Annotated in this window: 18 protein-coding genes and 1 pseudogene; 16 read left to right on the top strand and 3 right to left on the bottom strand. The window is 71.0% G+C overall.

The annotated features are described in order from the left end of the window. Positions 1-54: 54 nt before the first annotated feature. A complete protein-coding gene (locus ABZZ22_RS12315; protein WP_354931327.1) occupies positions 55-1,896 on the top strand; it encodes a M48 family metalloprotease in 1,842 nt (613 codons plus the stop codon). A 140-nt stretch (positions 1,897-2,036) separates the two neighbouring features. Here the strand turns inward: ABZZ22_RS12315 and ABZZ22_RS12310 are convergent, their stop codons facing one another. After that, entirely contained in the window at positions 2,037-3,368 is a 1,332-nt protein-coding gene (locus ABZZ22_RS12310) for a hypothetical protein (RefSeq protein WP_354931324.1), read from the bottom strand. A 113-nt stretch (positions 3,369-3,481) separates the two neighbouring features. Here ABZZ22_RS12310 and ABZZ22_RS12305 point away from each other — a divergent pair, with 113 nt between their 5' ends. Genes ABZZ22_RS12305 through ABZZ22_RS12275 form a run of 7 tightly spaced genes read left to right on the top strand, consistent with a single transcriptional unit; the run spans position 3,482 to position 8,958 of the window. Then, positions 3,482-4,186, top strand: coding sequence for a glycosyltransferase family 2 protein (locus tag ABZZ22_RS12305; RefSeq protein WP_354931321.1), 705 nt, complete (start codon positions 3,482-3,484; stop codon positions 4,184-4,186). After that, a complete protein-coding gene (locus ABZZ22_RS12300) occupies positions 4,183-4,854 on the top strand; it encodes a DUF2064 domain-containing protein (protein WP_354931318.1) in 672 nt (223 codons plus the stop codon). Before ABZZ22_RS12305 ends, ABZZ22_RS12300 begins: the two co-directional genes overlap by 4 nt. Next, positions 4,851-5,546 carry a class I SAM-dependent methyltransferase gene (locus ABZZ22_RS12295; RefSeq protein WP_354931315.1) on the top strand — a complete coding sequence of 232 codons (696 nt, stop codon included), beginning with the start codon at positions 4,851-4,853 and terminating at the stop codon, positions 5,544-5,546. The genes ABZZ22_RS12300 and ABZZ22_RS12295 overlap by 4 nt, the downstream gene beginning before the upstream one ends. Continuing rightward, positions 5,543-6,685: a molybdopterin-dependent oxidoreductase gene (locus ABZZ22_RS12290; protein ID WP_354931312.1), complete on the top strand. Its 1,143-nt coding sequence runs from the start codon at positions 5,543-5,545 to the stop codon at positions 6,683-6,685. The genes ABZZ22_RS12295 and ABZZ22_RS12290 overlap by 4 nt, the downstream gene beginning before the upstream one ends. Continuing rightward, positions 6,685-7,119: a hypothetical protein gene (locus tag ABZZ22_RS12285; RefSeq protein ID WP_354931309.1), complete on the top strand. Its 435-nt coding sequence runs from the start codon at positions 6,685-6,687 to the stop codon at positions 7,117-7,119. The genes ABZZ22_RS12290 and ABZZ22_RS12285 overlap by 1 nt, the downstream gene beginning before the upstream one ends. A gap of 4 nt (positions 7,120-7,123) precedes the next feature. Further along, a complete protein-coding gene (locus ABZZ22_RS12280) occupies positions 7,124-7,810 on the top strand; it encodes a response regulator transcription factor (RefSeq protein WP_354931306.1) in 687 nt (228 codons plus the stop codon). Continuing rightward, positions 7,807-8,958 (top strand): HAMP domain-containing sensor histidine kinase, encoded by a 1,152-nt coding sequence (locus ABZZ22_RS12275; protein WP_354931303.1) that lies wholly within the window; start codon positions 7,807-7,809, stop codon positions 8,956-8,958. The genes ABZZ22_RS12280 and ABZZ22_RS12275 overlap by 4 nt, the downstream gene beginning before the upstream one ends. A gap of 10 nt (positions 8,959-8,968) precedes the next feature. Here the strand turns inward: ABZZ22_RS12275 and ABZZ22_RS12270 are convergent, their stop codons facing one another. After that, positions 8,969-9,562, bottom strand: coding sequence for a PadR family transcriptional regulator (locus ABZZ22_RS12270; protein ID WP_354931300.1), 594 nt, complete (start codon positions 9,560-9,562; stop codon positions 8,969-8,971). A 118-nt stretch (positions 9,563-9,680) separates the two neighbouring features. Here ABZZ22_RS12270 and ABZZ22_RS12265 point away from each other — a divergent pair, with 118 nt between their 5' ends. From ABZZ22_RS12265 to ABZZ22_RS12255, 3 genes and pseudogenes are all read left to right on the top strand, one after another. After that, positions 9,681-10,781: an aromatic ring-hydroxylating dioxygenase subunit alpha gene (locus tag ABZZ22_RS12265; protein WP_354931297.1), complete on the top strand. Its 1,101-nt coding sequence runs from the start codon at positions 9,681-9,683 to the stop codon at positions 10,779-10,781. A gap of 10 nt (positions 10,782-10,791) precedes the next feature. Next, positions 10,792-11,805 (top strand): PDR/VanB family oxidoreductase, encoded by a 1,014-nt coding sequence (locus ABZZ22_RS12260; protein WP_354931294.1) that lies wholly within the window; start codon positions 10,792-10,794, stop codon positions 11,803-11,805. Between the two features lie 25 nt (positions 11,806-11,830). Continuing rightward, positions 11,831-13,132, top strand: a pseudogene (locus ABZZ22_RS12255) (MFS transporter); the annotation flags it as partial. 101 nt (positions 13,133-13,233) lie between these two features. Here ABZZ22_RS12255 and ABZZ22_RS12250 read toward each other — a convergent pair. After that, a complete protein-coding gene (locus ABZZ22_RS12250; RefSeq protein ID WP_354931291.1) occupies positions 13,234-14,796 on the bottom strand; it encodes a carboxylesterase family protein in 1,563 nt (520 codons plus the stop codon). A gap of 149 nt (positions 14,797-14,945) precedes the next feature. On the opposite strand from ABZZ22_RS12250, the gene ABZZ22_RS12245 reads away from it, so the two are divergent. From ABZZ22_RS12245 to ABZZ22_RS12225, 5 genes are all read left to right on the top strand, one after another. After that, complete coding sequence (locus ABZZ22_RS12245) at positions 14,946-15,521, top strand: TetR family transcriptional regulator (protein WP_354931288.1); 576 nt, start codon at positions 14,946-14,948, stop codon at positions 15,519-15,521. A gap of 107 nt (positions 15,522-15,628) precedes the next feature. Next, positions 15,629-16,306, top strand: a complete 678-nt coding sequence (locus ABZZ22_RS12240) for a hypothetical protein (protein WP_354931285.1) — start codon at positions 15,629-15,631, stop codon at positions 16,304-16,306. A 76-nt stretch (positions 16,307-16,382) separates the two neighbouring features. After that, positions 16,383-16,970, top strand: coding sequence for a superoxide dismutase family protein (locus ABZZ22_RS12235; RefSeq protein WP_354931282.1), 588 nt, complete (start codon positions 16,383-16,385; stop codon positions 16,968-16,970). A 392-nt stretch (positions 16,971-17,362) separates the two neighbouring features. Further along, positions 17,363-17,851: a nucleoside deaminase gene (locus ABZZ22_RS12230; RefSeq protein WP_354931279.1), complete on the top strand. Its 489-nt coding sequence runs from the start codon at positions 17,363-17,365 to the stop codon at positions 17,849-17,851. Between the two features lie 165 nt (positions 17,852-18,016). Next, a complete protein-coding gene (locus ABZZ22_RS12225) occupies positions 18,017-20,446 on the top strand; it encodes a DUF6351 family protein (RefSeq protein ID WP_354931276.1) in 2,430 nt (809 codons plus the stop codon). Positions 20,447-20,560: the final 114 nt, after the last annotated feature.

Raw genomic sequence — 20,560 nt, 5'->3', positions numbered from 1 at the left:
CTACCCTCCCCCTGATCTCGGACTGATCCCCATCCCCCACAAGGTCCACCATTCATGCGTACGCTCCGGGCTGCTCTCGCACTCTCACTAATGGCCGGTGCCTACGTGTCGGCTGCCCTCGTCCTCCTCGTCCAGCCGGTGCTCCCGGGGCGCCGCTCCGCGACCGCGGCCGACGTCGGTGGACTCGTGCTCACCGAACAGGATCAGCCGGCGCTGTGGGCGGAGGTCCACCAGCTGGCCGCAGCCGTCGGGACCCGCTCTCCTGACGAGATCCGGCTGGTGCCGGAGGTCAACGCGGCGGTCAGCGAGGAGACCAGCCTCCTGGGGCTCCGGACGGGCACGCGGCGCATGTTCCTCGGTGTACCTCTCCTCCAGGGGCTCTCCCGCAGCCAGCTCCAGGCCGTGCTCGCCCACGAGCTGGGTCACCACAGCACCGCCCGCTCCAGGCTCGGCGCCCTCGTCCACCGCAGCCGCCTGGCGATCGCCGAGGTCGCCGCCGGCCTCGCCAACCCGCTGGCGAAGCGGCCCTTCCGGACGTACGCCCGCCTCTTCTTCGCCCTCACCCGCCCGCTGGCGCACGCCCACGAGATCGACGCCGACCGGCTCAGCGCGCAGATCGCCGGGCCGCGAACCGCGGCGGTCACCCTGCGCACGCTCCCCGCGCTCGACGCCGCCTGGCACATCTACCTGGAGCAGTACGTCGAGCCCGGCACCCACTACGGGCTGCGACCCACCCGCTTCTTCGACAGCTTCACCCACCTGATGAGCGACCCCGAGCGCCTCGAGGAGCTCGCCCGGATCAGCGCGGCGCCACCCGAGACGGCGGCGTCTGCCTACGACTCGCACCCGCCCCTGTCCGAACGGATCGAGAGGCTGGAGGCGATGGTCTCCGCGGACGGGGCGGACGAGGCGGACAGGTCCGGCAACGCCGCCAGCATCTTGCGCTATCCGTCCCAGAACTTCCTCGCCCTCGAGGACAAGACGTTCGCCGACTCGGGCCTGACCCCGGCGCCGATGACCGACATCGTGGCCGTCGCCGGCGCCCGCGCCGCGGCGGTCGACGCCGAGATCCTCCTGAACGCGATGCGGGCGAACCAGATCGTGCCGGCCACGGTCCGCGGTGCGCTCGACCTGATCGCCTCCGGCAACCTCGACACCCTCCTGGGTCTGGTCCAGGTCGAGTCCATGACCGCAGCGGATGCTGGCGACACGGCGGGCGACACGCGACGGAGGGTCATCGCCCGCCTCCTCGGCGCGGCCATCGCCCACGAGCTGATCGGCGAGGACAAGGCCCGCTTCGAGCTCAGCTGGGCGGGCCCGTGGCGGCTGGTCGACATCGCGGGCCAGGAGGTCGATCCGGAGGGCCTCGCCCAACAGGCCCTCGACTCCCCCGGCCACACCGCTGCGCTCCGCGCCTGGGTGCACCAGCTCGACGTGCAGGCCGACGCCGAGGCCGCGGCGCGGACATGGGACCCAGGCCGTCAGATGCCGGCCCCCGACGGCTACATCGGCGCCTTGGCCCCGGTCTCCGGCGACGGCTTCCGTACGCTGCTCCTGACCGATGCCGGCCTGATGCTGCTCAAGCCGTCGGGCTCCGACCGTCTCGCCACCGGTCTGGCCACGGTGACCTCCGGATCGCCGGGCAGAAAGCTGATCCAGCGAGCCCTGGACAGGTCACCCGCCGAGCTCGCCGCGACGCCCCAAGCCGCCTTCGTGCCGTGGGACCGGATCCGCGCGCTCCACCTCAAGCACGGCACCAGCGGCCGCCGCACGGCGGACATCACCACCGCCGCCGGTGACGGCTGGTCCCTGCACTGGACCGACGCAGCCGAGGAGGAGGGCCACCTCTGGCCCGCCGTAAGCCACTACCTCGGCCGCCGCTTCACTGTCGACTGACCCGCCGAGTCGGCTCATCCTGACCGCAACCCGCGCCGAGTCGGCTCATCCTGACCGCAACCCGCGCCGAGTCGGCTCGTTATAACGAGCCGACTCGGCGACGATCTCGGTCAGGACGAGCCGACTCGGCGGGGTCCTGGTCACCAGCTCGTGTAGAGGAGGTGCTGGACGAGGAGCGCGGTGAGGAGCTGGAGCGCGAGTCCCGGGCGTCGCCAGCGGTCGGGCAGGAGGGCGCAGCCGAGGACGAGCCAGGGCATGAACGGCAGCCAGATCCGTTCCACCTCGGACCGGCTCATCTGGGAGGCGTCCGCGAGCGCGACCATGAGGACCGCAGCCGCGACCAGGACGGCGACCACCCGGTCGGCCCGGTTGCGCCGGGCGGCCCAGGTGGCACCGAGTCCGGCACCGACGAGCGGCCCGGCGCTGATCGCGAGCGCACCCAGGTTTCCCCAGACCCAGTAGGCGCCCGGGCGCTTGTGCGCGATTCCGTCCCAGTAGCGCTCGACCAGGACGGGATACGCGTCCCACCAGGCGAAGCCGCCGGCTGCGAAGGTGAGCACCACCGCGAGCGCCGATGCCACCGCGACCGACAGCACCCACCAGCCCCGGCCGAGCCAGAGCACGGCGAGAGCGAGCACGCCGGTGAGCGGGAGCCCGTAGGACATCATCACGACGTAGCCGAGGACCAGGCCGGCGAGGACCGCCCACGGCCAGCCCCGACGAGCCCCCGCCCGACAGGCGAGGGCGAGGCAGCACATCCCCCAGGCGACCGCGACCGCCATCACCGCGTCTGCCGAGACCGCCAGGAACACCGCGCTCGGAGACAGGACCAGGTACGGCGCCGCCGCCCGAGCCGCCTTCTCGTCGCCGAGGGCACGGACGGTCGCCATGACCGCCAGCGGCAAGGTCGCGGCGATCACCGTGACGACCAGACCGGCCGCCAGATCACCACCGAGCCCCACCTTCACCAGGAGCACGAAGAAGAGCACCATCCCGGGCGGGTGCCCGGCGATGTGGACCGGCCAGTTCCCCGCCGGGGCGTCGTAGGGCATCCGAGAGACGTACTCACGCAGCAACGCCGGGACATCGTCCACCGCCCTGGCCGTCTCGAGGTATTCGGTCGGGTTGCCCAGCACCCGCGAGATGCCCTCGGGGCCGTCCACCAGCGCCAGCGCCAGCAGCCACACCAGCCCAGCGGCGTACGCGGCCAGGAGCAGGCGCCGCCAGGGCAGCCGCCTCGCCAGCGGGTCGGCCCAGCGCAGCGACACCAGCGCGAGCGCCACCGCCGGGAGCGTGCCGATACCCACCTTGACCTGCGGATATCCGTGGAGCGGGGCGAACGTGCCCTCGTCGAGGTGCACCCGTGGCCACACCTGCCAGTCGAAGAGCGGCGGCACGACGATGGCCGCCACGACGATGGCGACCGTGACGACGAGCCCCACCATGGCGGCGCGGTGAGCTGAGGAGTTCACGACTGCGAGCGTAGGTCCACGACGGCGCGATGACGGCTGACGCACAGGGCCTGTCATCGGACCGTAAGATCTGCGCGCCCCATCGGCGGCGGCACGTTCCTAGAGTCGATCGCATGGCAGAACCCAGTCCCGACACCGAGCCCCACGCCGAGCCCGACACTGACCCAGACACAGACCTGGTGCTGCCCTGCCGCGACGAGGCCGCCGCCCTGCGCGAGCTGCTGCCGCGCGTGCCGGCAGGACTCTCCGTGATCGTCGTCGACAACGGCTCGACCGACGGCACCGCCGACGTCGCCCGCGCGCTGGGGGCGCGGGTGGTCTCGGAGTCGCGGCCAGGGTACGGAGCGGCGGTGCATGCCGGGCTGCTGGCCGCCACCGCGCCCTACGTCGTGGTGATGGACGGCGACGGCTCCTTCGATCCCTCGGCCGCGCTGTCCCTGGTCGAGACGATCAGGAGCGACGAGGCAGACCTGGCGCTGGGCTGCCGCAGGCCGGTGACCCCCGGCGCCCAGCCGTGGCACGCCAGGATCGGCAACCGGCTGGTGCTGAGGGCGCTGCGCCGCCGCACCGGCCTGCGGGTGCGCGACATCGCCCCGTTGCGCGCGGCCCGCCGAGAGGCGCTGCTCGGGCTCGGCGTGGAGGACCGGCGCTCGGGCTATCCGGTCGAGCTCCTCGATCGCGCGGCCCGGGCCGGCTGGCGGGTGCACGAGGTCGATGTCGACTACCACCCCCGGACCGCCGGGACGCGCTCGAAGGTCTCCGGATCCGTGCGGGGCAGCGCCCAAGCGGCGTACGACTTCTGGCGGGTGCTCTCATGACGACGCCTACGCTCCTTGTCGTCGCCAAGGCACCGGTGCCCGGCCGGGTGAAGACCCGGCTGGCGGTCGACGTCGGCGACTCGACCGCCACCGCTGTCGCGGCGGCCGCTCTGCTGGACACCGTAGAGGCGTGCACGCTGGCGGTCGGACCGGACCGGTGCCGGCTCGCCCTCTCCGGCGACCTCGCCGACGGAGTCCGGACGGACGAGATCCGCGCCGCCCTCGCCGGGTGGACCATCGTCCCGCAGCACGGCGACGGCCTCGGGGAGCGGCTCGCGAACGCCCACGCCGACGTCGCCGGACCAGTCGTGCAGATCGGCATGGACACCCCTCAGGTGACCCCGGCCGGGCTGCTGGCGGTGGCCGGCGGCCTGGACATCGCCGACGCCATGCTCGCCCCCGCCGAGGACGGCGGCTGGTGGGCGCTGGCCCTTCGCGACCCCGCCGCCGCGACCGCGCTGCGCGACGTACCCATGTCCACCCCCCAGACGTACGCAGCCACCCGAACCGCGCTCGAAGGACTGGGGCTCCGTGTCGCTGCCGGTGAACGGCTGCGCGACGTCGACCACCTCGTCGACGTCGCTCCGGTCGCGGCGGCCGCCCCGGGGACACGGTTCGCCGCGGCAGCCACGGAGATCGCCGCCGAGATCGCGCGGTCGTCCCGATGACGACCGTGGCCACGGAGTCGGCCTTCGCGCACGTCTTCGCCAGCGAGCAGTGCCGGGTGGTGCGCGTCGACGGCCGGCCCTCGCGGCTTCCGGTCGAGGACTGGACCCGCACCGCCGACGCCGCAGACCTCGCCCTGCTCTCCTACTGCGCCGGGCCGACGGTCGATCTCGGCTGCGGACCCGGCAGGATGACCGCCGCGCTCACCTCGCGGGGCCTGCCGTCGCTCGGCGTCGACGTCGTCCCCGGGGCCGTTGCCGAAGCCAACGCACGTGGCGGCCGTGCGGTCTGCCGTGATCTCTTCGAGCCCCTGCCCGGGGAGGGCTGGTGGGCCACCGCGCTGCTCGCGGACGGCAACCTCGGGATCGGCGGGGATCCGCTCGCCCTCCTCGCCCGTGTACGCCGGCTGCTGGTGCCGGGAGGCCGAGTGGTCGCCGAGGTGCACCCGCCCGGGACGCCGAGCGGGCCGCTGCTCGCGGAGCTGATCTGCGACTGCGGTGACTCCTCGCGGTTCCCGTGGGCGATCGTCAGCGCAGACGCGATCGGGTCGGTCGCGGCCGAGGCCGGGCTGGTCCTCACCCGACTCGACCGGCTGCCGCAACATCGGCAGGTCGCTCCGGGCTCGCCGGCCCGGACGCCGCTCACCCCGACCGGCGACCGGTGGGTGGCTGTGCTCGTGGAGAAGCCCGCATGAGGATCCCGACCGAGGACTCGTTCACCTCGCGCCTGCGCAGCGTCGCGGTCGCAGCACGGGTGGGGCTGTGGCTCGGCGTCTGCTTCCTGGTCGCGCTCGGGACCGGACTGATCAGCCACTACGCCCAGGTCGACCACCAGCCGGTGCCGCTCCCGACGAGCCCGTCGTGGGGCTACCAGCTCACCCAGGGGCTGCACGTCGTCGCGGGCACCGCTGCGATCCCGCTCCTGCTGATCAAGCTGTGGGTCGTCTTCCCCAAGCTCTTCCAGCCGATGCCGCGCCGAGTCCGCGAGGCTCTCCCGACCGCCCTGGAACGCGGGTCGATCGCGATCCTGGTCAGCACCTCGCTGGTCCAGCTCACGACCGGTCTGCTCAACGTCGCGCAGTGGTATCCGTGGGGCTTCAGCTTCCGGAGCACCCACTACGCGCTGGCTTTCGTCGCGGTCGGAGCGCTGCTGGTCCACATCGCGGTGAAGCTCCCGGTCGTACGCGACGCCCTGACCGGGGACGTCGAGGACACCGCCCACGACCGGTCCAACGCACGCCGGCCGGGGCCGGTCAGCCGCCGCGGGGTGCTCGCGCTCGCCGGCACGTCGGCACTGGCCGCCGCCTTCCTCTACACGGCCGGCACCGTGCCCGGGGTCGGCCGCATCGCGGTCCTGTCCCCGCGGTCGCGCAAGCAGGGCATCCCGATCAACCGGACGGCCCACTCGGCGGGTGTGGTGGCCCAGGCGAGCAGCTCCGACTACCGCCTCGAGGTCGTCCACGGCGCCACGTCCCGGTCGCTGACCCGTCAGGACCTGGTCGCGATGGAGCAGCGGACCTGCACCCTGCCGATCGCCTGCGTGGAGGGGTGGAGCGCGACGGGCGACTGGGGAGGCGTACGCCTCCGAGACCTCCTCGACCTGGTCGGCGCCCCGCGCGGGCGAGAGGTGCGGGTCCGGTCGATCCAGACGTTCAGCGCCTCTGCGGACACCGTCCTTCCGCCGAACTTCGCCGACGACGACCGGACTCTGCTGGCGCTCGAGCTCGACGGCGAGACGCTCTCGATGGACCACGGCTACCCCGTCCGGCTCATCGCGCCGAACCGTCCCGGGGTCATGCAGACCAAATGGGTCTCCCGGATCGAGGTGCTCTGATGAGGGGCGTGCGTGGCGGGCTCATCCTCCTCGGCACGGTCTCGATGGCGTACGGAGCCTGGCTGCTGCTCAGCAGACAGGATCTCGGCCAGGTCGTCGAGGTCATGATCTGGCTGGCAGCGGCGGTCGTGATCCACGACGGGATCCTGGCTCCGGCGGTGCTGGCGCTGGGGTGGCTCGGCGGCCGGCTGCTGCCACGGGCGGTCGCCCGCGGTGCGGTGACGGTGCTGGTGCTGCTCGGTCCGGCGACCCTGGTGGCGATCCCGGTCCTCGGCAGGTTCGGCGCGAAGCCGGACAACCCGACGCTCCTGGACCGCGACTACACCCAGGGGCTGTTGGTCTTCGCGGTCCTGTGCGTGTGCGCCGGTGTCGCCGTCGCGCTCGGCGAACTACGCTCACGACAAGCCGTCCAGCCGACCGTCGAGGAGGAGTAGAGCCATGGCACGTGTGCTCGTGGTCGACGACGACCTCACCGTTCGCGAGGTGCTGGCGTCCTACCTCCGCGCCGGCTCGCACGACGTCGTCGAGGCCGGAGACGGCGAGCAGGCGCTGCACGCGATGAGCGAGCGACCCGCCGACATCGTCATCCTCGACCTGATGCTGCCGGGCATCGACGGGCTGGAGGTGTGCAGACGCCTGCGGCAGGCGAGCGAGGTGCCGATCATCATGCTCACCGCGCTAGGCAGCGAGGCCGACCGGATCATGGGGCTCGAGCTCGGCGCCGACGACTACGTCGGCAAGCCGTTCAGCCCGCGGGAGCTGGTGCTGCGCGTCGACTCGGTGCTCAAGCGCACCAGCCACTCCGGCGAAGGTGGCGTGGTCTCCGACGGCCCCTTGGTGGTCGACGCCGACCGGCGAGTCGCGACCGACGCCGGGGCGGAGCTGTCCCTGACCACACGTGAGTTCGACCTGCTCCGCTACCTGATCGCCCATCCCGGCAAGGCCTTCACCCGGGAGGACCTGCTCGAGCACGTCTGGGGATGGACGATCGGCGACCGCTCGACGGTCACGGTCCACGTACGCCGACTGCGGGAGAAGATCGAGTCCGACCCGACCAGGCCGGAGCGGCTGGTCACGGTCTGGGGTGTCGGCTATCGCTGGGAGCCCGCGGAGGTGGACGCATGAAGATCGCCGATGCCGTCATGATCTCGCTCGTCGCCGCGGGTGCCGGTCTCGCCGTCGGCCTGGTCGGGCTCCTGGTCGCCTGGCTGACGCGGCGCTGGTCGATCCGCTGGCAGCTCACCCTGGCCGCCACGGTCGCCGTGCTGACGGTCTTCGGTGGCGTACTCGGGGTCGCGTGGCTCATGTTCCTCTCCGGCCACGATCTGCTGGTCATCACCGTGGTCACCTCGATCGCCGTGGTGGTGGCGATCCTGGTGGCGTTCGTCATCGGCTCCGCGATGGTGCGCTGGTCGGGCGCGGTCCAGCTGCAGGCCCGGGAGATGGCCCTCGGAGGTCATCGGCTGCCCTCGGAGAGCGGGCCGCGCGAGCTCCGGTCGTTGTCGGCAGAGCTCGCCGAGACGCAGCGGCGGCTCGAGGAGGCGCGCACGAGAGAGGCCCGGCTGGAGGACTCCCGCCGTGAGCTGATCTCCTGGGTCGCCCACGACCTGCGTACGCCGCTGGCCGGCCTGAGGGCGATGGCCGAGGCGCTCGAGGACGGGATCGCGGCCGACCCGCACCGCTACCACCAACGCATCCGCGTCGAGGTCGAGCGGCTGGCCCGGCTCGTGGACGACCTCTTCGAGCTCTCCCGGATCCAGGCCGGCGCCCTCACCCTCACCCCGGAGCCGGTCCTGCTCGGCGACCTGGTCAGCGAGGCGCTCGCCGGGGCGGACGCCGTCGCCCGGGAGCGGCGGGTCCGGCTCGGCGGCCAAGTGGATGACGGGCTCGAGATCACCGCCGACCCGGCCAGCCTGTCCCGCGTCGTCTCCAACCTGCTGATGAACGCCATCCGCCACACCCCTGCCGACGGCGCGGTCGAGGTGCACTGCCGGATGGCCCCCGGCGACGTACGCAGCGTCGACCTCAGCGTCAGCGACGGCTGTGGTGGCCTGGACCCCGGCGACATGGAGCGGGTCTTCGACCTCGGCTGGCAGGGCACACTCGCCCGCACCCCAACTGCACCCGAGGGCACCGGTAGCGCCGGCTTCCAGGGCGCCGGCTTCGGCCTCGCGATCGTCAAGGGCCTCGTCGACGCCCACCGCGGCATGGTCTGGGTGGAGAACCTTCCGGCCGCGACCGGCTGCCGGTTCCACGTACGCCTGCCGGCCTGACCACGCCAGCTCAGTCGGCGGCTGAACCCTCCAGCTCGTCGACGAGCAGAAGCCCGCGCTCGGCCCAGGTGATCGCGGCTCGCGCCTGGTCGATCAGGCCGTCGTAGGCGAAGATCTTGTAGCGCACGATCCGGTCCCACTCGCTCGCGTCGTAGTGCTCCAGACGCCGGGCCAGGGTGGGGTGGCTGCGGTCGACGAGCGTGGCGCGGGTGGCCTCGAGCATCGCCAGGTGCTCGGTCCAGTGGTCGCGGAACTGCTTCAGCTCGGCGCGCGCCGCGCCGGGCTCGGCCCACTCCAGGTAGGCCGCCTTGAGGTAGGCCGGCTCCCGCTGCCGGCGGATCTCGATCGGCGCGTCCATCCACTCCCGGAAGGCCTTCACCCCGGCCTCGGTGACGGCGTACTCCTTCTTCGTGCCCTTCTTGCCCCACGGCACGACGGCGGACTCGAGCAGACCGTCGCGCTCCATCCGGTTCAGCTCGGGATAGATCTGCGAGTCGGGTGCGTGCCACACATGGGCCACCGACTGGCTGAACTGCTTGGAGACGTCGTAGCCGGTCATCGGGCGCGAGGTGAGCAGCGCGAGCAGCGCGAATCTCAGCGACATCGTGACCCCCTCTCCACGTGGTGACCGTGGCGCGAGCGTACCTGCCTCTTGCCACTAACTATAGAGATAGGTAGTTTGTGACGAGCACAACACCTATCTCCATAGGGAGTTCCCCAAAATGACCACACTGGATTCCCCTCCGGTCACCGCCGCGAGCAAGATCTTCAACTTCCCCCGCAACGCCTGGTACGTCGCGGCGTGGGACCACGAGGTGACCGCGAAGCAGCCGCTCGCCCGCACCGTCGCCGGCCGCCCGCTGGCCCTGTGGCGCAACAGCGACGGCCGCGCGGTCGCGCTCGCCGACGCCTGCTGGCACCGGCTGGCGCCGCTCTCGAAGGGCAAGGTGCTCGGCGACGAGATCCAGTGCCCCTACCACGGGCTGCGCTACAACTCAGCCGGCCGCTGCACGGGCATGCCTGCGCAGGAGACGATCAACCCGAGCGCGATCGTCCCGTCCTACCCGGTGGTCGAGCGCTACCGCTACGTGTGGGTCTGGGTGGGCGACCCCGACCTCGCCGACCCGGACACCGTGCCCGACATGGAGCAGATGGACTCCCCGGACTGGGCCGGCGACGGCGAGACGATCTACGCGCCGTGCAACTACCAGCTGCTGCTCGACAACCTGATGGACCTCACCCACGAGGAGTTCGTGCACAGCTCGAGCATCGGTCAGGACGAGCTCTCCGAGGCCGAGTTCGAGGTGAGCCACTCCGACCGCGGCGTGACCGTGACCCGCTGGATGCGCGACATCGACGCACCCCCGTTCTGGCTGAAGAACATGCGCGACAAGTTTCCCGGCTTCGAGGGCAAGGTCGACCGCTGGCAGATCATCCACTTCGAGGCCCCCTCGACGATCCGCATCGACGTCGGCGTCGCCAAGGCCGGCACCGGCGCCCCCGAGGGCGACCGCAGCCAGGGCGTGAACGGCTTCGTGATGAACACGATCACCCCGGAGACCGCGCGCACCTCGCACTACTTCTGGGCCTTCATGCGCAACTACCGCCTGGACAGCCAGACCATCACCACCCAGCTGCGCCAGGGCGTCCACGGCGTCTTCGGCGAGGACGAGGAGATGCTGGCCGCACAGCAGCACGCGATCGACGCGAACCCGGACCACGAGTTCTACAGCCTCAACATCGACGCCGGCGGGATGTGGGTACGCCGGATCCTGGACCGCATGCTGCAGGCGGAGGGTCTCCCCGCCGCCGCGGCGAAGTAGGGCGGCGACGATGGCCGTCAACACCCAGACCTGGTGGCAGCAGGGCCGCGTGGCCGAGTGCGACGAGCTCGCCGAGGGCGTACGCCGCATCGTGCTCTGCCCCGACCGACCCGTCCACGCCGCACCTGGCACCCACGTCGACCTCCGGCTCGACCTCGACGGACATGTTCGCAAGCGCTCCTACTCGGTCGTACGCTCCGAGGACGGGGGCCGCCGGCTCACCCTCAGTGTTCAGCTGGCCCCGAGCTCACGCGGCGGGTCGCGCCACATGCACGGCCTCTGTGTCGGGGACGTGGTCGAGATGACCGGTCCGGTCCAGAGCTTTCCCCTCGGCGTCGGTGCCGACCGCTATGTGCTCGTCGCCGGCGGCATCGGCATCACCGCCCTGGTGGCGATGGCCGACACTCTGCGCCGCCGCGGCGCCGACTACACGCTCGTCCTGGCCGGCCGCAGCCGACGCGTGATGGCCTACCTCGACCACCTCGTCGACACCCACGGCGACCGGGTCCGGGTGTTCGTCGACGACGAGGACGTACGTCTCGACGTGGCGTCGCTGGTCGGCGAGGTCGCCGGCTCCCCGGCTGCGGCGCGGACGGAGATGTACATGTGCGGGCCGATCCGGCTGATGGACGCGATCCGTCGCGCCTGGGCGGCCCACGAGCTGCCGGAGCCGAACCTGCGGTTCGAGACCTTCGGCAGCAGCGGCGCCTGGGCGGCGGAGGACTTCGTCGTGCATCTCCCCCAGCTCGACCGCTCGATCCACGTCGGCCGGGACCGCTCGATGCTCGACGCGCTCGAGGACGCCGGAGTCGACGTGATGTGGGACTGCCGCAAGGGCGAGTGCGGGATCTGCCAGGTCAAGGTCGTCGACGTCGACGGCCGGATCGACCACCGCGACGTCTTCCTGAGCCAACAGCAGAAGGAGGCGTACACGTCCTTGTGCCTGTGCGTCGCCCGAGCCGCCCGCGGCGAGTCGGAGTCGGGCTCGGCCGACCCCGCCGCCGTCACCCTCCACCTTCCGTGAAACCCCACACCGAAAGAGATCCGAGATGAACCTTCGTGCGCGCATAGACGCCGCGGCGATGACCCCGTACCAGTGGATGGTCGTCGCGCTCTGCGTCCTGCTGAACTGTCTGGACGGATTCGACGTGATGGCCATGGCCTTCACCGCCTCCTCGCTCACCGAGGAGTTCGCGCTGAGCGGCTCGGAGCTCGGTGTGCTGCTGAGCGCCGGCCTGGTCGGCATGGCTGTCGGCTCGCTGGCGCTGGCTCCGATCGCCGACGTCATCGGACGCCGGCCGTTGATCCTGATCAGCGTCGGCCTCGCGACCCTCGGCATGCTGCTCTCCGCGGCCGCCCCGACCGCCGTCCTGCTCGGCCTCGCCCGCGTGGTCACCGGGCTCGGGGTCGGCGGCATCCTGGCCAGCACCAACGTGATCGCGAGCGAGTACGCCTCGGCGCGCTGGCGCGGTCTGGCGATCGGCCTCTACACGGCCGGCTACGGCATCGGCGCGACCCTCGGTGGTGTGGCCGCCCGCTCCATGCTGACCGACCTCGGCTGGCGCAGCGTCTTCGTCGCCGGCGGTGTCGCGACCGGGGCCGCGCTGGTGCTCCTGATCGTGCTGCTGCCCGAGTCGGTCGACTTCCTGGTCCAGCGCCGCCCGCGCCAGGCCGTCGAGCGGATCAACCGGATCCTCGGACGCCTCGGCCACCCGGCGGTCACCGCGGAGACGCTGGCGGCCACGCCGCGGGCGACGACCCGGCATCGCAGCGGCAACCCCGGCGTACTCCTGAGTACTGACCTGCGCCGCTCCACCCTGCTCATCTGGGTGGCGTTCCTGGCCACGATGTTCGGCTTCTACTTCGTCAACAGCTGGACCCCGCAGCTGCTCGTGACCTCGGGGCTCTCCGAGGCGGACGCGGTCACCGCCGGCATGATGCTGGCACTGGGCGGCACCGTCGGCTCGGTGCTCTACGGTCTCGTCGCCTCCCGCCTGGACAGCCGATTGGTCCTGATCGGCTTCACCGTGCTGTCGGCGGTGACGATGGTCGTCTTCATCACCAGCACGGCCCTGCTCACCGTCGCGCTGGTCATCGGCGTCGTCGTCGGCGCACTCATCAACGGCTGCATCGCCGGCCTCTACACGATCACCCCGGCCGTCTACGGCGCCGAGATCCGCAGCACCGGCATGGGCTGGGCGATCGGCATCGGCCGCATCGGGGCCATCCTGTCGCCGATGCTCGCCGGGCGCCTGCTCGACTCCTCGTGGACGCCAGTCAACCTGTACGTCGGCGCTGCCGTCGTCGTCGCGATCTCGGCCGTCGCGCTGGTCTTCCTGCGGACCGGCCAGTCCACGCGGACCGTGCCCGACATGGCCTCGGCCTGGGACGCTCCCGAGGGAACGCGGCGAGGTACCAGGGCGCGAGCCCTGGTACCTCGTGTCCGTGGCCGTCAGGCGCTCAGGCCCCTCCAGAACCCGACTCGGTGCTCGGCGGCGAAGTCGACCGTCCGTGCGCCTTCGGGGGTCAGCTGGCGGACCAGGTCACGACGGGCCTCGTGCCAGCACCCGCGGCCGTCGGGGTCGCCGGTTCGGGCGAACGTCGACCAGGAGTCGACCATGAGATCCGACAGCGGCTCGACCTCAGCGGCGCGGTCCTCGAAGATCGTGGTGTCGAACAGGAACGCAACGTCGACCATGTGGAAGGCATCGAGCTCCCACGAAGGGCGGTCCACCCAGGGGAAGTAGGGCGTGCCCGAGACCGACATCTCATAGGCGTAGGTCGGAACCTGCTCGGCGAGCGCCTCCACGGTCGTGGCGAGCGGCTCAGCCCAGTGCGCGTCAGTCTGGACCGCCGCAAGTGCCTTCGCGGGGTTCTCGTAGTCACTCAGCGGATACTCGGCGGCGATCGCCTCGGCCTGGGCGCCGAACTGCTCGACCAGGGCCGGGTAGTACTCCTCGGCGGTCATGACGTGCCCGGACAGAACCTCGATCCCGGCGGTCATGAGCTGCTCTTCGTCGCGGTTGATGCCGATGAGAACCGGTACGTCGGCCACGTCACCGGCAAGGATCGCGTCGGCCGTCGGAACCTGCATGACCGGTCCTCCGATGACCGGCTGGACCTCGTACAGGCCCACGGCGGCCGCATTGAGCGCTTCGGGCGTCAGGTCCCGCAGACACGCCTCGACGTCGGCATCCGTCGGGCAGACCTCGTCGGCGAATGCGATGTCACGAGCCTGTGCCGCCGCACGCGTCGGCGCCCAGTCGGTCGTACACGGTGCGGACTGCACGATCGCCTTGTCGAACAGATCCTCCGAGGTCGGGGAGGTGAGGTGCGCGCAGACATCGTAGCCGCCGCCGGACTCGCCGAAGATCGTCACGTTGTCCTCGGCGCCGCCAAATGCGCCGGCATTGTCGCGCACCCACCGCAGCGCGGCCTGCTGGTCCTCGAGACCGTAGTTCCCGGAGATGGTGCCGTCGTCGTCGAGCGCGGGGTGTGCCATGTTCGCGAACAGGCCCTGTCGGTAGTTGATGGTCACCACCACGGTCCGGCCATCGCGGACGAGCATCGAGGGGTCGTACTGCTCGCCGGCGCCATAGGCATTGCCTCCGCCGTGGAACCAGACCATGACCGGCAAGTCCCCGCGCGCCTGATCAGGTGCGTAGACATTGAGGTAGAGGCAGTCCTCATCGGTGCTGGGGACGGCTGGCATGTTCGTCTCGGCCTGCGCGCACGCGTTCCCGAAATCCGTCGCCTCCCGCACTCCCTTCCAAGCCGCAGCCGGCTGCGGTGACTCCCAGCGAAGCTCGCCCTCGGGTGGGGCGGCGTACGGCACACCGAGCCAGGAGCGCACCGAGCCATCGCTCGCTCCCCGGAGCGCGCCGATGTCGGTCCGGACGAGGGTGTCGGCGCCGCGCGGTTCGGGCTGCGCTGCGATTGCGCCGCTCGGGCCGAAGGTGAGTACGGCGGCGGTGAGGCCGACAGCCACGGCGGCGACGGTCTTGATTGATCGCATGGGGGTTCTCGCTTCCAGGGACGTCTTCGGTGCGGACGGGTGTTCGTCTGCGACAGGAGGACCGTAGCGGCGATTTGGGCGATCGCGCAAGGCGTTTGCCTAATGCGAACGATCTAGGCGATCGATCAAACCGTTGCTACGCTGGCGCCATGGGAAATCGCGAAGCGCTACTCGACGGCGCCAAGAAGTGCCTCCTCGACAAGGGCTACGACCGCACCTCGGTGCGCGACATCGCGACCGCCGCAGGCGTGAGCATGGCCGCGATCGGCTACCACTACGGCTCTCGCGAAGCACTGCTCCAGCAGGCACTTTTCGCCTCCTTGGAGGACTGGGACGCCGATCTCCAGGCTCAGCTGGCGAAGCTCGACGAGCCCCGCGGAGCGCGGCGGCTCACCGCTGTCTGGAAGCTCCTGCGCGAGCACGTGGAGCAGCACGGGACCATGTGGTTGGCCAGCATCGAGCTGTTCATGCAGGCCCAGCGTTCCCCCGAGCTCGCCGAGGCCTACGCGCAGGGCCAGCCGGGCGCGACGGCGGCCATGGCCGCGCTGGCCACCGGAGAGATCGAGGAGGACATTGACGCTGAGACGGTCCGCAGCGTCGGCGCTGTGCAGCTGGCGCTCATCAGCGGCCTCGTCATGCAATGGATGTCCTACCCCGAGACGGCCCCCGGGCCCGACGAGATCGCCGCGGGACTACGCGGACTCGCCGCCATCCTCGACGAGTAGACGCCGACCGCGGATCGGCGCCGCCGCGGATGCAACCGCGACCGGCCCTCGACCGTCTTGATCGGTGAAACGCCCACAACGGGGCGTACGACCGACGAGGAGTCACCATGTTCACGTCCCGCTTCCGCCTCCGTGCCACGCTGGCTGCGACGGCAACCGTCGGCCTGCTCTGCTTGGCGGGATGCGGGAGCGACCCCGTGCCGTCGGCCGGGTCGCCGTCGACGGACCCCTCGGTGGCTCCTTCCACCTCCGCTCCCTCCTCCGAATCGTCCGCGACTCCGACGCCCACGCCAACCCAGTCGGAGGTCCCTGTCTCGGCCGAGCCGACGCCGAAGCTCGACTGGGGCGGCCCGCTGGCACCCGGGACCTTCGGGAGGATCAAGGCCGAGGGCAACGTACGTTCTCTCGTTCAGCAGGGCTGGATGACCCGCGACACCGCGCGCGAGGAGATCTGCGAGGGCAAGCACTGGAAGTGGGCCGACCAGGTCGGCGATGGCGTCGACGTCACCTACGACCAGCAGGGCAACATCGGCTCGTTCGGGATGAGCAAGCCCGTCCTGGAGACCGGTCGCGGCGTCACGATCGGCGACACCCTGCTGGTCCTCAAGGACATCTACGGGACCGGCGCCCAGCAGACCAACGACTACGGCCAGACGACCTGGGTCGTCCAGGACGGCGACCGCTGGATCGGCTTCCTGCTCTCCGGCAACACCCGCGACGCGAAGATCGAGTTCATCGAGGTCTCCGTCGGGCGCCAGCCCGGTCTGCTCCGCGACGGCTGCTGATCCCTCGCGCGTCGGGTCGCCTCCACCGCGACGTACGGTGGAGGTGACCGGATCCCGTTCTCGTGGAGGTAATCCCATGTCCCGTCGCGCAACTGCTGCTGCCCTCGCTGCCGCTGGTCTGCTGACCCTCGCGGCCTGCGGGGAGGGAGCAGATCCCGACCCGGGCGATCGCAACGAGGTGAGCGCGAAGCTCGCCGACCCCGACGGGAAGAAGGTCGGCACCGTCGAGATCGAGGAGGAAGACCGGGCCACCCAGATCAGCGTCCGGGTGAGCGGCCTGTCGGCCGGCTACCACGGCTTCCACGTGCACACGACCGGCAAGTGCGAGGCCGACAGCGCGGCGCCCGACGACCCGTCGAAGACCGGTGACTTCCTCTCCGCCGGCGGCCACCTCAACCCCGACGACAACGCCCATGGCGAACACCTCGGCGACCTGCCCTCGCTCCTCGTGAACGAGGACGGCACCGCCGACCTGGAGTTCACCGGCCCCTTCACGTTCGATGACCTCCGGGATGCCGACGGCAGCGCGGTGATGATCCACTCCGGCCCGGACAACTACGCCAACGTCCCGGAGCGGTACGCCCCCGAGGGCCCGGACGAGGACACCACCAAGACCGGCGACGCCGGTGACCGGATCGCCTGCGCCGTCATCGAGGCCAGCTGACCGTCTCCGCAGCGGGCCAGACCCAGCGCAACCATGGTTGTGCATGGTTGTGGCAGTCACGCGGGACGAGGTTTCGTTTCCTGCGCTGAGGATGGTGCACACAGTTGGCACCGAGACAGTCGCTGCTCAGCGCTCGAGTCGAGTCAGGTGTCGAGTTGTGTGCGTCGATGCACACAGTTGGACGGCTTGAGGCCTGGCTGCAGGCGGGAATCACCTCGAGACGTACGAACTGTGTGCGTCGGCCAGGTCCTCGGCGAGCCGCGTCGGGTCGGCCACGGTGCTCCGCTCGAAACGTCGGTGCCAGGGCACATGGCTTGCAAGCTACTGAGCAGTCCAGGCTGATCGCCAGGAAATAGAACGACATCCACCGCCACCAGCCGCAGACTGGGGCGGTGACCACCGACACCACCTCGACCGACATGGCCCACCTGCGACGCTGCCTCGACCTGGCGGCGGAGGCGTTGGCGGACGGCGACGGACCGTTCGGGTCCGTCCTCGCCGACAGCGCCGGAAACGCGCTCCACGAAGACCGCAACCAGGAGACGTCGACGGGCGACCCGACGGCGCACCCCGAGTTCGCGCTCGCCCGCTGGGCGGCCATGAACCTCGACCCGGAGACGTGCGCCGGCGCGACCGTCTACACCTCCGGTGAGCACTGCCCGATGTGCTCGGCAGCGCAGGGCTGGGCCGGCGTGGGCCGAGTCGTCTACATCGCCTCCTCCGAGCAGCTGACACAGTGGCGGGCCGGCTGGGGAGCGGGTGAGTCGTCGGTGCGAGCGCTGCCGATCCAGGAGGTCGCGCCCGCGATCGACGTCGTCGGCCCCGTCCCCGAGCTGGTCGAGGAGATCCGCGCGCTCCACCAGGCGGCTGCGGGGGCCTGAGCGCCGACCGAGGGTTCGACGAACGGGTGTCTGACCAGTGGGTTCCTGCTGGTCAGACACCCGCTCTCCGTTGACCACCCTTGACCGGCCGGGCGGCAGCGGGCATTCTCCTGTCACCGCGAGCGTCTACTCGAGGGACGTGCGCAGCTCTCGGAAAGGCATGCCATGCCCGCTCGCGCCCTGCCCGTCTCGATCGCGACGGTGTCCGCTCTCGTCGCGAGCATGCTGCTCGGTGTGGCACCAGCTGGGGCGGCGCACGCCGCGGCCGAGGACATCGTCCTGGAGACGCTCTCCAACCGGGCCGACCTGGTCTTCGACGGCAACGCCCTGGTGCGGATCACTCTCCCCGACGGGGCCGACCCCGACGACCTGCGGGTCTGGCTCGACGACACCCGCCACACGTCGCGCCGCAAGGGCGACCGCGACGTCACCGGCACCTTCGCCGAGCGACCCAACGGCGAGATCGAGGGCGTCGTACGCGGTCTGCGGGTCGGGACCAACGAGCTGACCGCACGTCTTCGGGACGGTCGCGGGGCCTGGCTCACGATCACCAACCACCCGCGCGGCGGGCCGATCTTCTCCGGGCCGCAGCTGGAGCCGTGGCGCTGCCAGCCGACCGCGACGGACGAGCAGTGCAATCAGGAGCCGGAGATCAGCTGGCTCTACAAGTCCACCAACGCGCTGCTCGACGGGTTGCAGCCCTACGACCCGGCGAACCCTGCTCGTGACGTCGCCACCACGACCACCGACGAAGGTGTGACGGTGCCATTCGTCGTCCGGGTCGAGACCGGCTACCAGAACCGCGACCAGTATCGGATCGCCGTGCTCTGGCAGCCCGACGAGCCGTGGCGGCGCTGGCGCCCGCAGCAGCAGTGGAACAACAAGCTGTTCATCCCCCACGGCGGCAGCTGCGGGGTCGACCATCAGGTGGGCGAGGCGCCGACCAAGGACTATGCCGGCACCTTCGATCTCGGCATCCCCGTCGTCGCAGACGCGTTCGGCGACAGCCCCACCGTCGCGCTCGGGCGTGGCTTCGCGATGCTCTCGACCGCGCTGGCCAACACCGGCCACAACTGCAACGTGACCTCCGCGGCCGAGTCGCTGATGATGGCCAAGGAGCACCTCGTCGAGACCTACGGCGACCTGCGCTACACGATCGGCAGCGGCTGCTCCGGTGGCTCGATCGCGCAGCAGACGATCGCGAACGCCTACCCGGGGATCTACCAGGGGCTGGTCGTCACCTGCTCCTACCCCGACTCGCTCTCGCCGGGGCTCCAGTTCTCCGACTACCACCTGCTCCGCAAGTACTTCGAGAGCTCCGAGAGGCTCACCGACGGCAAGTTCTGGAACCCGCTGCAGTGGGCGGCGGTCGAGGGCCACCTGCTGCCGGTCAACGCGGTCGTCGCCGACGAGGGCCTCTTCAAGCAGGCGGTCATGCCGACGCACCCGTGCGCCGGGGTCAGCGACCAGGAGCGCTACGACGCGAAGACCAACCCCGGCGGCGTACGCTGCTCGATCATCGACGGCGCCATCAACGTCTTCGGCCCGCGGCCGGAGAGTGTGTGGACGCCGCAGGAGCAGCAGATCGGGCGTGGCTTCGCGGCCTCGCCGCTCGACAACACGGGGGTTCAGTACGGCCTCGAGGCACTCCGCGCCGGGACGATCACCCCGGAGCAGTTCGTCGACGTCAACGAGAAGGTCGGCGGGCTCGACATCGACGTCCAGCCGCGGGCGCAGCGCTCGGTCGCCGACCCGACCGCGCTCACCAACGCCTACCGCAGCGGGATGGTCAACACCGCCAGCAACCTGTCCGAGGTGGCGATCATCGACCACGGCGGCCCCGACCCTGGTCTCGCGCACGACGCGCGGTGGGCGTGGGCGATGCGCGACCGGCTGACGCGGGAGCAGGGCCACGCCGACAACCAGGTGATCTGGTACGGCGTGACGCCGCTGATCGGCGACCCGAGCTACTCCGAGGAGGCGCTGCTCGCCATGGACCGCTGGCTGGCCTCGGTCGAGGCGGACGAGCGCTCCGTGGCGTTGGCCGACAAGATCGTCCAGGACCGCCCTGGTGACCTGCACGACCGATGCACCCAGGCGCAGGGGGTCTCCAGCGACGACGGCCTGTTCCTCCCGGTCGCCGACCCGCTCGTGGACGATCTGACCGGCGGCGTGCTCGACGGTCTGAACGGCGCCCTCAACCCGGTCCTGGATCCCGCGCTCAACCTCGTCGTCGACCCGGTCTCGGATCTGGTGTGCGGGCTCGGACCGGTCAGCGACCTGGTCAAGACCGACTTCGCGACGCCGCGCATCGTGGCCGGTGACAACAACTACTCCGACAACGCCAAGTGTCACCTCAAACCGCTGCGTCGCACCGACGACTACGGCGCGTTCGGCCTCAATGATGCGCAGTGGGCACGCCTGAAGAGGGCCTTCCCGAGCGGGGTGTGCGACTACAGCAAGCCGGGCGTCGGATTCTCGGAGACGGTGCCGTGGCTGACCTACCAGCGGGCCGACGGCTCTGTCGTCTACGGCGGTACGCCGATGGGCGAGGCCCCACGGTCGGCGCCGTTCGGAGGCGCGGCCGACGAATGAAGATCAGCAGCCCCGCCGGAGATGGCCTCCTTCGACGCCTCGGTGCTGATCGGGGCCGCCGGCGATGCAGGACCGGCTCATCCGCGAGGGCGACGCCCTCACCCCGGAGAACCC

It is taken from the genome of Nocardioides sp. NPDC006273, from assembly GCF_040613495.1.
Lineage (GTDB): Bacteria > Actinomycetota > Actinomycetes > Propionibacteriales > Nocardioidaceae > Nocardioides.
Note: the sequence above shows the minus strand (reverse complement) of the source record. Positions and strands in the feature narration are given on the sequence as shown.

What these genes read in the sequence shown, in the direction of transcription:
- ABZZ22_RS12270 (WP_354931300.1), bottom strand. Translation starts at nt 9,562, where the DNA reads ATGTCGCTGAGATTCGCGCTGCTCGCGCTGCTCACCTCGCGCCCGATG.
- ABZZ22_RS12260 (WP_354931294.1), top strand. Translation starts at nt 10,792, where the DNA reads ATGGCCGTCAACACCCAGACCTGGTGGCAGCAGGGCCGCGTGGCCGAG.
- ABZZ22_RS12240 (WP_354931285.1), top strand. Translation starts at nt 15,629, where the DNA reads ATGTTCACGTCCCGCTTCCGCCTCCGTGCCACGCTGGCTGCGACGGCA.
- ABZZ22_RS12225 (WP_354931276.1), top strand. Translation starts at nt 18,017, where the DNA reads ATGCCCGCTCGCGCCCTGCCCGTCTCGATCGCGACGGTGTCCGCTCTC.
- ABZZ22_RS12285 (WP_354931309.1), top strand. Translation starts at nt 6,685, where the DNA reads ATGAGGGGCGTGCGTGGCGGGCTCATCCTCCTCGGCACGGTCTCGATG.
- ABZZ22_RS12275 (WP_354931303.1), top strand. Translation starts at nt 7,807, where the DNA reads ATGAAGATCGCCGATGCCGTCATGATCTCGCTCGTCGCCGCGGGTGCC.
- ABZZ22_RS12265 (WP_354931297.1), top strand. Translation starts at nt 9,681, where the DNA reads ATGACCACACTGGATTCCCCTCCGGTCACCGCCGCGAGCAAGATCTTC.
- ABZZ22_RS12250 (WP_354931291.1), bottom strand. Translation starts at nt 14,796, where the DNA reads ATGCGATCAATCAAGACCGTCGCCGCCGTGGCTGTCGGCCTCACCGCC.
- ABZZ22_RS12315 (WP_354931327.1), top strand. Translation starts at nt 55, where the DNA reads ATGCGTACGCTCCGGGCTGCTCTCGCACTCTCACTAATGGCCGGTGCC.
- ABZZ22_RS12290 (WP_354931312.1), top strand. Translation starts at nt 5,543, where the DNA reads ATGAGGATCCCGACCGAGGACTCGTTCACCTCGCGCCTGCGCAGCGTC.
- ABZZ22_RS12245 (WP_354931288.1), top strand. Translation starts at nt 14,946, where the DNA reads ATGGGAAATCGCGAAGCGCTACTCGACGGCGCCAAGAAGTGCCTCCTC.
- ABZZ22_RS12305 (WP_354931321.1), top strand. Translation starts at nt 3,482, where the DNA reads ATGGCAGAACCCAGTCCCGACACCGAGCCCCACGCCGAGCCCGACACT.
- ABZZ22_RS12295 (WP_354931315.1), top strand. Translation starts at nt 4,851, where the DNA reads ATGACGACCGTGGCCACGGAGTCGGCCTTCGCGCACGTCTTCGCCAGC.
- ABZZ22_RS12300 (WP_354931318.1), top strand. Translation starts at nt 4,183, where the DNA reads ATGACGACGCCTACGCTCCTTGTCGTCGCCAAGGCACCGGTGCCCGGC.
- ABZZ22_RS12235 (WP_354931282.1), top strand. Translation starts at nt 16,383, where the DNA reads ATGTCCCGTCGCGCAACTGCTGCTGCCCTCGCTGCCGCTGGTCTGCTG.
- ABZZ22_RS12280 (WP_354931306.1), top strand. Translation starts at nt 7,124, where the DNA reads ATGGCACGTGTGCTCGTGGTCGACGACGACCTCACCGTTCGCGAGGTG.